The sequence below is a fragment of the Collinsella sp. TF12-2AT genome (genome assembly GCF_003436735.1).
Lineage (GTDB): Bacteria > Actinomycetota > Coriobacteriia > Coriobacteriales > Coriobacteriaceae > Collinsella.
The window spans coordinates 68,959-82,232 of sequence record NZ_QSQK01000003.1 but is presented as its reverse complement, the minus strand read 5'-3'; the positions used below and the strand labels follow the sequence as shown (position 1 = coordinate 82,232).

At 59.3% G+C, this 13,274-nt stretch carries 9 protein-coding genes; 1 reads left to right on the top strand and 8 read right to left on the bottom strand.

Going from position 1 to position 13,274, the window contains the following annotated elements; translation table 11 throughout:
- Positions 1 to 48: 48 nt before the first annotated feature.
- Positions 49 to 1,278, top strand: a complete 1,230-nt coding sequence (locus DXD24_RS03445) for a putative ABC transporter permease (RefSeq protein ID WP_117646158.1) — start codon at positions 49 to 51, stop codon at positions 1,276 to 1,278.
- 90 nt (positions 1,279 to 1,368) lie between these two features.
- Here DXD24_RS03445 and DXD24_RS03440 read toward each other — a convergent pair whose 3' ends face one another.
- The 8 genes from DXD24_RS03440 to DXD24_RS03405 form a co-directional block, all read right to left on the bottom strand.
- The gene (locus DXD24_RS03440) at positions 1,369 to 1,785 is read right to left on the bottom strand and encodes a molybdenum cofactor biosynthesis protein MoaE (protein ID WP_117646157.1); all 417 of its coding nucleotides are present in this window, start codon (positions 1,783 to 1,785) and stop codon (positions 1,369 to 1,371) included.
- A 67-nt stretch (positions 1,786 to 1,852) separates the two neighbouring features.
- Complete coding sequence (locus DXD24_RS03435; RefSeq protein WP_117646156.1) at positions 1,853 to 2,851, bottom strand: class B sortase; 999 nt, start codon at positions 2,849 to 2,851, stop codon at positions 1,853 to 1,855.
- A gap of 35 nt (positions 2,852 to 2,886) precedes the next feature.
- Positions 2,887 to 3,351, bottom strand: coding sequence for a 5-(carboxyamino)imidazole ribonucleotide mutase (purE, locus tag DXD24_RS03430; RefSeq protein ID WP_006235810.1), 465 nt, complete (start codon positions 3,349 to 3,351; stop codon positions 2,887 to 2,889).
- Positions 3,352 to 3,568: 217 nt separating this feature from the next.
- Positions 3,569 to 9,982, bottom strand: coding sequence for a discoidin domain-containing protein (locus tag DXD24_RS03425; protein WP_158550135.1), 6,414 nt, complete (start codon positions 9,980 to 9,982; stop codon positions 3,569 to 3,571).
- Positions 9,983 to 10,493: 511 nt separating this feature from the next.
- Positions 10,494 to 10,934, bottom strand: a complete 441-nt coding sequence (locus DXD24_RS03420; protein ID WP_158550133.1) for a MarR family winged helix-turn-helix transcriptional regulator — start codon at positions 10,932 to 10,934, stop codon at positions 10,494 to 10,496.
- A gap of 104 nt (positions 10,935 to 11,038) precedes the next feature.
- Positions 11,039 to 11,365 (bottom strand): hypothetical protein, encoded by a 327-nt coding sequence (locus DXD24_RS03415; protein WP_117646153.1) that lies wholly within the window; start codon positions 11,363 to 11,365, stop codon positions 11,039 to 11,041.
- A 195-nt stretch (positions 11,366 to 11,560) separates the two neighbouring features.
- Complete coding sequence (locus tag DXD24_RS03410; protein ID WP_117646152.1) at positions 11,561 to 12,388, bottom strand: PTS system mannose/fructose/sorbose family transporter subunit IID; 828 nt, start codon at positions 12,386 to 12,388, stop codon at positions 11,561 to 11,563.
- Entirely contained in the window at positions 12,388 to 13,245 is an 858-nt protein-coding gene (locus DXD24_RS03405; RefSeq protein ID WP_089572605.1) for a PTS sugar transporter subunit IIC, read from the bottom strand. Before DXD24_RS03405 ends, DXD24_RS03410 begins: the two co-directional genes overlap by 1 nt.
- Between the last annotated feature and the right edge of the window lie 29 nt (positions 13,246 to 13,274).

Genomic DNA, 13,274 nt, shown 5'->3' with positions numbered 1-13,274 from the left:
GTCGGCGGCGTATCCTTGTAACCTACAACAAAGCGAGAAAGGTTCTGTATGGATCGAAACGAACTCGACCCCAGCGTCCCCAGCGCCACGGAGGTCAAGAAGATCCCCCTCATCATTAAGGTGTACGCCGTCCTGTGCATCCTTTCCGGCGTGGGCACGCTCCCGTCGGTCGCTGCCTTTATGTGGCAGGTCATCACGGCACTTGTTAACGGCAACGCCACCGAAAAGCTCGGCGACAACACGCTCGTCGCAGTCGGCCTTATCGTCGCCGGCATCATGCTCTCTGCGGCAAGTGCCGTCATCCTAATCATCTTTGGCCTGGACCTTATCAAAAACCAGCGCCGCAACGCCGCCCGCCTGTCCTACATCCTTATTGCATTCACCGTCGTCGAGCTTTTGGTCGACGTGATGCTCCAGGGCATCGGGCCCTTCCTGCTGCGTCCCGCGATCCAGCTCGGCATCCTCGTTGCACTTTCGGCAACCGTCGACCCCACGCTTCGTCAGGAGCGCGAACTGCAGCGCCGCCTGCAGGAGATGCTCGACCGCGACGCCGCCGCCGAGGGCATGCTCGGCCGCGATGAAACCGGCGAGGGCTACATCAAGCTCAACTACTTCAACCTGTTCTGGGTGTTCTTTGTCTGCTGCATACTCGGCCTGATCGCCGAGGACATCTGGCACATGACAGTCGACGACCCGGGCGTCTATCAGAACCGCGCCGGCATGCTGTTTGGCCCCTTCAGCCCCATCTACGGATTTGGCGCCGTGCTCATGACCATGGTGCTTAACCGCTTCTACAAAAAGAACCCCATCATCATTTTCCTGGTGAGCGCCCTGCTCGGCGCCAGCTTTGAGGTGTTCGTGGGCTGGTTTATGCAGACCGCGTTTGGCGTGGTCTCGTGGAGCTACTCGCACATAACGCTGTTCGGTTTGCCCGATCCGCTCGTGGTCCTCACGGGCGGACGCACCTGCACGGGCTTCGCCTGCCTGTGGGGCCTGGGCGGACTTATCTGGATCAAATTGCTGCTGCCCAGATTGCTCAAGCTCATCAACATGATTCCCTGGAAGAGCCGCTACTCGGCCACCGTCATCTTTACCGTTATCATGCTGGTCGACGGCGTCATGACGCTGCAGTCGCTCGACTACTGGTACCAGCGCGTTAACGGCACGGAGCCGGACATTCCCGTCGCACAGTTCTACGGAGAGCACTTCGATAACGAGTACATGGAAAACCGCTTCCAGAGCATGACCATGAGCCCCAAGGATGCGACGCGCGTGTAGCGCCCACCGCGCCCAAAACGCAAAATGCCCGCCGGTATCACACGTACCGGTGGGCATTTTTATAAACGATCCTTCTATCGACGCAATCCTCTATGCCTCGCGCTCGACCTCACTCACGCATTCGTTCTTGATGGTGCCAACGAGCGCCTGCAGTGCATCGACCACGTGTGGGCGAATGTCCCCGCCGATAAGCACGAGCATGATGTCGTCACCTACGGTAAGCTCGCCGCTTGCCAGCCACACGCGCACATAGCCGATACCCGGCATCGCGCGCGTAGTCTCGATAGCAGACCGTACCTTTTCGGCGTCGTAGTCAAAGACCATGCCGCCCACCCTGTGGCCTGGCGCCACGCCATCGGTCTCGACTCCGCGCACCTCAGCCTTGGGCGTCGCGCGCACCACACCGTTATGCGTCAGATACATCCCACAGCCTGCCGCCGAAGCATCGGCCTTGGCCTCGCGCAGCCAAGCATCAATCGAAGGCATCAATTTGCCACTCTCGAGCATCATTTCTCCCTTACCGTCGTCGAGTAGCCAATTTGGGACGGGGCCTTTTTAGCTACTCTCGAACAACTTATTCCTCGACCGGCGTGAGCACCATGACGGCGCGTGTGTTGCTCAGCGACAGCGAACGACAGGTCACAAGCGTTACAACCTTAGTTGCCGAAGCGGCACGATCGGTGGCATCACTCGCCACGGCAGAAGCGCCGTCGAGCATCTCGGACAGGTAGTTCTTGAGTCCGTCGTCGCCCTCAAAATTGGTCGTGCGCGCCTTGGCATACGTGTCCTCGACCACCTTGGTCGCCAGCGGACGCAACTTATACGTCGCATCGCGCGTGATGTAGTACACATATTCAATGCTATCGAACGTTGCCTGGTCAGTCGTATCCGAAATCACGTTGAACATCGACCCATCGTTCATATGGTGGCCGTAGATCGTGGTCTGCTGGTCGACCATTCCCGGCGCGGTGTCATCGCTATCCAAGAAGATGGCACCCGAGGCGTTAGACGTGCCATCGAACAGCGTGTTGAGGTATTTGGAGTTGTTGTTGGTCTGCACCACGGGATAGTTGATGTTGGTTCCCGGCACGTAAATCCAACCCACAATCTCGGGGTTCGTCTGAGCAAGCGCATCAAAGTCGATAATCGGCACGCCGCTGGCGTCCTTATCGCTTACATATTGCTTCTCGATTTTCTGATACGAATCGCTCGCCTGCTTATAGCCAATCTGGGCATTAATAAAAATAGCGGCGGCGGCGACAATCAGACCGATACCGATGATGATGAGCAGAATGGGAATAATGGAGTGGCGCTTTTTGCGCGGCGGCTCGGTGCGATCCGACGGCGCGGCATGCGATGAAGACCGGGGCGGCTTCTTAGCGGAGCTATAAGACGAAGGACGATATGCGGCCGGCGCGTCCTGTCGACGATGCGTCGCCGGTGTCACGGGGCGCGGCGCGCGCGGCTGCTGAGGAGAGGATGTCCGACCCTGCTGTGCCGCACGGGCAGCACCCGGCTTCGACGGATCGGGAATCTGAGAAGCCTTGAATCGTTTTCCCTGATAATCGGACATGGCTCTCCTTATACTGCGGTGAAACGGCGGAACGCTTAGGCGTCAGCCATCTCCTGCTTCATCTTCTCGATAACCTTGCGGTACTCGGGGTCGCAAGCACCCAGAATCTGTGTGGCATAGATGGCGGCGTTCTTGGCACCGTTGATGGCAACGCAGGCCACGGGCACGCCCGAAGGCATCTGCACCATCGACAGCAGCGAATCCATACCGCCCAGGTCACTCGTCTTCATAGGCACGCCGATAACCGGCAGCGGCGTAAAGGCAGCCACGACACCACCCAAGTGAGCGGCCTTGCCGGCGGCGGCGATAATCACTTTGATACCGCGATCGGCGGCAGTCGAAGCCCACTCGTGGACCTTCGCCGGCGTGCGGTGCGCGCTCGCAATGACGAGCTCATAGGGCACACCCAGTGCCTCGAGCTCGGCGGTGCAGCCTTCCATAACGCCCAGATCGGACTTGGAACCCATGATGATCCCGACAACCGGCTTCTGATCTGCCATAAACATAGACCTCCTGTTGAGAGCGGTGACGCAGCGAATCCGCGACCCTTAACTGCAAATAATTCAAGTATAGCCACCGATGCCGATGTGTTCGGTGAGAGACGGAATGCTTTGCGAGATTAAGGCCGAAGGGTCGGAGCTTTCCGCCTACATTCAAAAAGCATGCCCACCGTCCTTGGGTGGGACGGCGGGCACGCTTGCTTAGCTGTTGCTGGGGCTACTTGGCCTTGCTGCGACGATGGAAGAAAGCGCCGATCGCGGCGATGATGGCGCCGAGACCACCGACGGTCACGACGGTCGCCGCCGTCTGGTCGCCGGTATTGGGGATCGCCGAACCGTTCTTCTTGCTGCCCTGGGCCTTGTCGCCTGCGGGCTTGCCCGCCTGGTTGCCGCCGTTCGAGCCATTGCCGGAACCCTGGTTGCCCGAGCCGCCCTGGTTGCCGGAGTCGGCATCCCTGAGGCTCTCAATGGCCAGCTTGAGCTGGTCATAGGCCGCCTGGAGCTGGGTGTCGGAAGCATTCTCATCACCCAAGACGTCCTCGGCGTAGGTAATGGCATCCGTCAGGGCCTTGACAGACTCGTCCGTCTTGCCCCTGGTGTCAGTCTCCTTCGCCTGCTTGACCAGGGCCTTGAGCTGCTTCTTAGTCGGATTCTCGACCGGGACCACCGGGGTCTTCTCGAGCGCGCCGCGGGCGCTCTCGAGCGCCCTGAGCGCCTGGTCGACCTCGTCCTGCGTGGCGTCCTCATCGCTCAAGATGGCGCGGGCGCTCGCCAGGGCGTTCTCGAGCGCCGTCCAGGAGGCCTCGGTGTAGTCACCGGCCTTGAGGTCGCCGGCAGCAACCTCGGCATCAACCTTTTCGATCGCGGTAGCGAGATCATCCTTCGCCACCGGATCGGGGACGGCCGTACCGTAGAACTTGAGCTCCGCCATGCTGCAGTAGGCATCAACGTCGCCACCGCCGGCGTGAATCACCTTGACGGTCACGTAGCGGCCGCGCGCGGCGCCAAAGCTCATCTGCTTCCAGTCGCCACGGTCGGTGAGCACGCGGCCGTCGTTGTCGAAGGCGAACGTACCCATCGACGTGGCGGTGCCCATCTCATAACCGTCGGCAGTGTCGGAGACCAGTATCTCGGCCTCGAAGATATCGCCGTTAGTGCCGCCGTCCTGGCGCGGCAGGAATGTAACGTCGGTGAGATCGTAGTCGCGGCCCAGGTCGACACTCAGATACTGGGGCATACCGGTCCCATGGGCCCAGTCGCTGTGCCAAAGCGTCCGCTCGTCGCCGTCGAGAGCGTTGACGGCGTTGCTGCCCTCGTAGTCGGCCTCACTCGAGACGTCGGCCACCTTGACGTTCTTGCGGTTCTCGGGCGTGTTGATGAGGATCTTCTCATCGACAGGGCGCATCTTGAGGCCGTCGATTGCCTTCTCGATCTTGGCAGTGGCGTCTGCGACATCCTTCTTGCTATAGCTGCCCTGGCCGCTGTCGAGGAGCTTCCGAGCCGCCTCGACCGCAGTGGTGAGAGCTGCATAGGAATCCTTGGTGTAGACGGACTCGCTGTAGCCCGCGGCCTTGGAAAGCGCTGCCACGAGCGCAGAGGTATCGACACCAGCCTTGACCTCGACCTCATAGGATGCGGTCTTGGAGGGGTCGAGTACCGACGCCACCGTGATCTTTGCCTTGCCGGCCTTGTTGGCACGCAGGTAGTAGCTCACGCTATCGCCAGCCTGAACAGCGGAGACGCTTACCACAGAGGGGTCGGAGCTCTCGACCGTCACATAGGGGTAGCCAGCGCTCTCAGGCGTAGCCTTGGCGTCGACGGGCGTAATGTCGCCTTCAAAGAACTCGGTCTGGTTCTTGCCTAGCTCGACACCCTCGATGGCCTCGACACCCTGCGTGTAGTTGAAGTTGACCTCACGCAGTGTGAGCATCTGGTCACCCGATGCCTCAAGCGGCGTGACCTCGACCTTGGTCGCCTTCTTGCCCTTGTTCTCGGCAGAGAGGTCAAAGGCGTAGCGAGCCAGGAAGGAATCGTACTCCCCGCCCGCGAACTCTTGGATCGAGCCATCCTCGAACGTCACGACGGCCTTGATCTTCTGTACGGTTCCGTTGCCGCCGTTGCGGTTAACGACCTCGACGCTATCGAGTTTCGACGGCGTCTTAAATGCGAATGTCATCGTGGTGGGAAGCTTCACGTAACTCGGTAGCTTACCCTCGCTGTCCCAGTTGCCACTCCAGTTCCACAGGAACTCAAAGCCGTTGTCGCCCTCGTTATTATCGAACAGCGCGTTATAGCTCTTCTGCTGGATAAGTTTCTCGACGTTGGTCCCGTCGTCGGTCGTGAGCTCATCGTTGGTCATCGTGATGTTGAAGGCATCCTGGGCGTACTCGGCGACCGTTGGCTGAGGAACGTCCGGCATCGTCACCGTGCCGTCGCTCGCAAACTCAAGTGCGTCGCATGCCGGGCCGATAAGCCAAGATGTCGAGGGCAGTTCGACCTTTCCGGCGGTCTTGGCCTTGAGCTTGAAACTCGCCACCGCGCCAGTACCGTTGTAGAGCTTGCCATCGCCGCGGTTGGCAAAGGCGAGATTGATAGTCTGCGTTCCGTCCACGAACTGGACCTTCTCGCGAGACAGGTTCTCCATGCCGGCAGTCGAGCCGTCCTGCGCGATGCTCTCGGACACAAACTCGAACTGGTCGCTCTTGAAGTTGACGAGGGCGCCCAGGGCGTTGACGTTCTTGGCGTCGGCCGCATAGACATCAACGGTGATCTCATCACCGGCCTCGACCTCGGTCTTGCTCGGAATCACCGCGAGCGAACCTGCGACCTTGCCCTTTTGTTTGGTGCCGCCGTCAAGACCCGCCATGGTGAACGAGTAATCGTAGACGTCGTAAACGCCGTTATCGTTGAGGTCGGCGAAGTGGTCGCGGATCTGCGAACCGAACGTCGGGGTATCGGGCTCGCGATTCTCGAGGCCCAGATAGTTCTTCATGTTGGAGTAGTCTCCGTCGGAGATCGTGGCCTTGTTGAGGTTGGAGCCCACGGCGAAGCCATCCGTGCCGTCGGTCTTGTAGATGGCAATCTCGGACGCGGAGAAGAAATTGCCGACCGAGGCGAGCGGTGTCATGCGCACGTAACGGGCGGCCACGGTGCCGTCAAACGCTACCGTCTTACAATCAGCGGAACGTGCCCAATCGACCTCCTGGCTCGTCCAGTGGACGCCATCGAGACTCGTCTCAACACGCATCTTGGTCACGGTGCCGTTGCCGGCGTCATCGCGCGGATAGTACTCGAGCTTATCGAGCTTGTAAGCGCGTCCATAGTCAACGGTAAGCGCCTTGCCCAGATCGTTGCCACCGGAGTGGAAACCGCCGTCGCCCGACTGGAACTCATGGTCGAAGGCGAGCTCGGCCTTATGGCTGCCGTAAAGTGAGCCCTCCCAGGTGATTTCCTCGGCGTCGGGGACGTTCCGCCACGGATCGAGTGCGGAGTTCGCCTCGAGCACATCGCTCCAGGCGGAGTAACCTTCGGCGTTGCGCGAACGAATCTGGTAGGTGTGCTTGCTATTGTAGGCGAGGTCGGTGTGCGTGAACTCGGCCGCATCACCCACGGCAAACACAGTGCCGTCGACCTTAAGGTCGTAGGAGGTAGCACCATCGACCTTTCCCCAGGTGAGCTTGATGCTCGTTGGGGTCGTGGCGTCCTCGGGGGCAGCAAGGTTCGTGGGTGCGGAGAGGTTCTCGTTGAGGCGATCGGCTGTGAGCGTGGCGTCGGCGTTCACGAAACCGCCCAGCTCAAGCGTCTGCGCCGCTGCAGCAACATCGGTCTTCGCGAACTTGACGTAGACCTTGGGGTTCGTGGTGATCTTGGTGTTGTTGAAGCTCTCGCCCTGCTCGGCCTCGGTGCCGTCCGCATCGCTGCCGTAGTGGTTGAGGTTGGGGGTCTCGCTGTAGAAGTAGACCGCCTGGCCGGCCTCGGGGGTCGCGGCGTCAAAGGTCTCCTGCGAGTCGACCTCAACCACGTTGAGTGCGGATCCGCCGTTCTTGGCGACAACGCTCGTGGGCTTGGCGGACACATTGGCCACGAAGGTCGTGGTGCGGTTGGAGTCGTAGCCGTTGTAGCCGCCCTGCGAGGCCTCGGCGGTAAAGGTCGCGGTGCCGCCTGCGGCCTTGGAGCTGTAGACGGTGCTCACATGCTCACCGTAGGAGATATTGTCGATCGTGCCGTAGGAATCGTCCTCAGTCGTGTTGTTCTCGATGGAGGAGCCGTCGTCCTCGTACTGCGTAAAGGTGCCGTCGCCCTCGGTGGCGAAGAACTCGACGATACGCTGGCTGCGGTCGGTACCCTTGGTGTTGGTGTCGCTCACGGCCTCGGGGTTGTTGTTCTCGGCGTACATCGGCACGATAGCGTTGGCCTTCACAAACAGCGGCAGCTTCCAAAGCGGAGCCTCGTAGTTGTTGAGAACCTGGCCGCCGCGATACTGCTTACCCGAGAAGTAATCGATCCAGATGGTGGGATCCTCGTCGGTGCCGTAGTTGGGGAGGTAAATCCCATTGCGAATGTCGTTGCCGTTCTCGTCTGCCTGGGTATCCTGATACACCGGTGCCACTAGGAAGTTCTCACCGAACATATACTGGTACTGCGTCGAAGTGCTTGCGGCGTACTCGGAGTTGTCGGAAAGCAGCATGGCGCGGATCATGGGCAGGCCGGCATCGCCGTTACCCGTGTCGATGTTGGCCGCCGAGGCCGCGCTCGTGTAGATATAGGGCATGAGCTGCGCCTTGAGCTTGAGGTAGAAGCGCGAGATGCCTGTGTAGGGATCGCCGTGCGTCATGGGCGATTTACGGTAGGTGCCCCAACCGTCCATGTCAAGCATAGAGGGCGTGAACGTCTTCCACTGGTAGTCACGCGCAGAGATGATGGGGTCGCCGCCAAAGATGCCATCCATGTCGGAGCCGATGTTGGGGTTGCCCGAAAGACTCTGACCGATATACGTGGGGATATGGAAGCGAATGTACTCCCAGTTACCGCCATACTGGTCGCCGGTCCAAATGCCACCAAAGCGCTGCGTGCCGGCCCAACCATCGAGCGTGATGATGTTGGGGCGCTTGTTAGCGCCGGTCGTCACCGTGTCATAAGCTGTCTTGATGCCATTAAGACCAAAGGAGTAGCCAGATCCAACCCAGGCAACGTCGGTCTTAAGGGTAGTGATGCCTCCTGTCTTGACCTCGGCGTCGAAGTCGCGAAGCAGATGCCACGGGGTCTCAGGGTTGCTGTCGGGCTCAAGGTTGGACTGGGTCCACAAGCCCGTGCTCACACCCTTGGAGTTGGCATACTCGGTGAACTTCTTAAGGTTGTCGACATTGGCACGCACAGCGTTAAGACGGTCGGCCGAGCTCGCTCCGTCGGAGTTGACGCCGCCGGTCTTGTAGTAACCGTTCTGGCCATAGCCGGCGCCGTAACCGTCGTTCGGCAGGAACCAGCCGAGCGGCATGTCGTTGTCCTCGTAGTCATCGATAACCTGACGAGCAGAGAACTGGCGGTCGAAATCGGTCGCTTTCATGTTCTCGGTATCAACCGTAGGGCCCTCACCGTTGAGCGTCTCGGCCGCAAGTGTGCCGTCGAGCTTGTAGCCCGTCGACATGCCAGACTCGTACTTAACGTCGCCCTTCTCGCTCGAGGACTTGCTGCCCTTGGTCTCCCACTTCTTTTGACCCGAGGTCGTTGACCAGCCATCACGGTTATAGGCATTAAGATGACCAAGGTAGAACCCGTACTCGGGCAGCAGTACCGGGTTACCGGTCACCTTGTAGTAGTCCTGCAGCATCTCGGTTGCCACGTTCGAAGCGCCCTCGTTGGTCGCCACGAAGTAGTAGGCATCAAACTCATTCTCGCTGTGCAAAGTCGTGACCGTCGATGAGTCCGTGGAACCGAAGTCGTAGGAACCCTCTGCAAACGTGTTTCGGAGTACGCCGTAGCCGTCACTCGTCCAATAAAACGGGTTGGGCGAGGCAACGCCGCCATCGGTCCAGTTGTTCGTGTTGGAGATGGCGATGGTCTGGTTGGTGTGCAGGAAGCGTCCGTTCTGGGTGCCGCCGCCAAAGAAGTTCTCGGACTTCTCCTTGGCGAGCGTCTGGACGGTACCCTTCTTATCAAGGTCGAGGGACGCGGACTCGGAAACCACGACACGGTCGCCTGACTTGATACTCATCTTGCCAGTCGCCTTGTCCAGGATCACGGTCGCCTTTCCGCCGGTGATCTCGATAGTGTCGCCCTTGTCGGCAACCGTCGCACTCGGCTTGCTGTAGGTGTCCGAGGTATCGGGCTGAGCCTGGATCTTAGCCGTGTGGGACTTACTACGCGGCGTGGCGTACTCGGAAAACTCACCCTTGGGGTCGACGTTATAACGGAAAATACCGTCCTCGAGGAACGTAATACGGCCCTTGATGCCGTCAGCGAAATCGATGTCGACGACATTCGAGGCAGACTGGGACACGGTCGCCGAGTCGACGCCCTTGAGTGGCGTGGCAATCGCCTGCTGGGGATTGGCAAACACGAGCGTCGCTGCAGTGGCAACGAGGACCGCGCTTCCCTTCACCCACCGTTTCGTAAAAATGGAATTCCTGCGCATCTGGTCTCCTTTCTTCCGACATGCTGAGGTGCCGAGGACGCCCCCCGGCAGCATGGGAAAACGTATCAAACGGAGATGTTCGGTACATTCCGCACAATGGGGGCCACCCGGTACCAAGGGGCCAACTGGTAGTAACCAGATAGCCACCTACTAGGTCATATCAACATATGGGAGCACTTGCGCACCCAAGTTCGGAATTCTCCCAGCGGCAGCAAAATAAGCGTCAACGGCAAGGTGGGCTTAATAAGCCATACCAATTGGTTCTTCAGTCAAATACCAATCTAGCAAAAATGTACTGTTTGTCTGGTATTACACAGACCATACCTTTCCCTCGGGAACTGGGCTTCGCGAAGTTTCCCGAGGGAAAGGCTCAGCCGCCATCCTGCAACCTACCGGGGATTGCCATGACGTACGTTGGCTGATTTGGTTTGGAATGAGATGTTGACGGTGGCTGATGGGCACAACTGTCCCGGGTGCATTTCAAGATGCACCTAAATGTCTGTCTTTATCCTTATAGATTGTCCAGGTAGTCGTCGGCATCATAGGTAAGGCTGTAAGCTTTATTCAGGATGCGCACGAGCTCCTGGGCATCGTGCTCGCCGAGCGCTGAGAGTTGTTTCGAGAGCGATGCCACACTCTCGGCATTTTTTTTCGCCGCGAAATCACGGCCTTCCTCGGTAATGCTCAGCAGCACACGCCGACGATCGTTTGGATCAGTCCTGCGCTGAACGTAACCCTTACTCTCGAGTGAATCCAAGATATGCGACATGCGCGCACGGGAGAATTTCAGCTTCTTGGCAATCTCGGAGGGAATGACATCACCGTCAATACCCGATAGATACTGTAAAACCGGTGCCTCGCCCACACTGGCGCCGCCGGCAGCACTCAAGGATCCCTTGGCAAGGGAACGTGAGTACACAATCAGTTTTCGAGCGACGTCATCGTAATCCACTGGGGATATTGTCCTTTGCAACTCTAGAAGGGCCATAAAACCGTCATTTGCCGTACATTAGTTAACATTCGCAACAATTATTTATGATACCCCAACGCGGAAGTCTATTGCTCGTCCTTCTTGCGTCGCATAAGCTCCTCAACGTCGACACCAGCGGCCTCGAGCATGCGCTCGACATTCTTTTTGGCGTTGGTCGTGCCGACCTTAAGCACGATCGAAAGCGGAGTGCCCACCACCAGGCACACGATGCCCACGGGGACACCCCAGCCGGGACCGCCCTGCATACCCCACATCCCCATCAAAAAGCCAATCGCCACGAGCGAATAGCCCAGGCGCAGCCAAACATTGAGCCGCTGAATAGCATCGGTCTGCATCTTTGCCTCGCGAATCAAGTCGTCGCGCGAAAGGTCGTGTCCATGTTTCTCGTGCATATGGTCCTCCTCGTGCAAAGTGTGCATCATGCGCAAGTGCATCGTTTGTCGAATACGTCATCTTTCAAGAGCAATATAGCGGGTGTCGTGTAGGCGATGGAGGTCGCTGGCCATATTGCCCTTGAAGGGCGGCGCAAAATCAGAAGGCCGTGCGGTTGAGGCCGCACGGCCTTACAGGGGGCCAGGGGATGATGACTAGTAGCTCAGTGCCGGGTCGAAGAAGCCAATGAGAACGCCCACAAATGCGATCACAACGAGGATCAGCATCATAACGATGGGGTTGACCTTCTTCTTGGTCATCATGTACCAGCAGAAGATGATGAAGATCATCGGCAGCAGGTGCGGATAGATGCCATCGAGCGTGTCCTGGAACTTACCGCCACCGGGCAGCACCAGGTTGGGGCTGCAGGTGATGGAGACCCAGGTAGCACCGACTGCACCGATGACCATGGTACCGACCATCACGATGGAATCACGCAGAGCCTTGGCCTTGGGGCCGACGAGGGCCTCGACCGCCTTGCCGCCGAGCTCATAGCCCTGGTTGTAGGCAAAGCGCATGCCAAGGAACATGAGCAGGTTCCACACGACAATATAGAAGATGGCGCCGAGCGGGGAGCCGCCGGTCGAGAGACCGAGGGCAATACCGAGCAGGATCGGGATCAGGGTACCGACGATCAGCGAGTCGCCAAGGCCGGCGAGCGGGCCCATGAGGCCGGCGCGGATGCCGTTGATGGCGTCGTCGTCGATGGCCTCGCCGTTTGCGCGAGCCTCCTCGAGGCCGGCGGTGACGCCGACAATCATGGTGCCGATCTGCGGCTCGGTGTTGAAGAACGCGGAGTAGGTCTGGAGGGCCTGCTTCTGCTCCTCGGGCGTGTCGTAGAGCTCCTCGACAATCGGAAGCATGGCGCACAGGTAACCGAAGGTCTGCATGTGCTCCTGCGAGAAGCAGGTCAGGTTGCCATAGGACCAGTTACGGAACGACTTGGCAAGCGTTTTCTTAGAGAGCTTTTTCTTCTCTGCCATTAGATGTCCTCCTCTTCCTCATCATCTGAGCCCGAGGCGATAGCTGCCTTGGGAGCGTTTGCGAGGTCGATCTTGAGCGAAGCGATCTCATAGTTGATCAGGGCGAAGAAGCAGCCGATGCCGGCAGCGGCGATCAGGTTGCAGCCCATAACAGCGGACAGGGTGAAGCCGAAGAAGAACGTCAGGAAGTCCGTGGGCTTAGAGATGACCTGCTTGAGCAGGATGGCGATACCGACGGTAGGCAGCAGCGAGCCGACGGTAAACAGCGTCTTCATCGCGATGCCGTCCATGGGCATGTAGGTCTTCATGAGGTCGACCATGGCGGTGCCGCCCATGGTGATGATGAACGTCGGGAGGAACGAGCAGACGATGTGACCGATCCAAGGCAGAACGTTGTTGACCAGGTAGAGCTTGTGGAGATCGCCCTTCTCGAGCCACTTCCAGCCCATGCCCTGCCACACCAGGTTGATGGTGGCGGTGCCATAGAAGAGCACAGTGCCGAGCGTGCCGACGGCGGCACCGAGGGATGCGGCCATGCCGGCAGCCTCAGCGGAGGCGGGATCGATGCCCGAGTTCTTGATGGCGAGGATCGCCAGCGGGATGCCGATATAGGACACGGCGCGGACGTCGGCGGAGACGGTTCCGCCGGGGGTCACGAGAGCGATGTAGACAACCTGGATGGCAGCGCCGACGAGGATACCCGTCTGCATATCGCCCATGATGATGCCGACGATGAGGCCGGCGACCAGAGGACGACCCAGAGTGTAGTTGCCGATCGTCGTGCCGCCCATGCCAGGCAGTGATGCCAGGCAGGCGAACAGGCCGAACAGCGCGGCTTGGAATGCATTGATTGCCATGCTTTCCCCTTTCTTTATTCCTCAGCCCC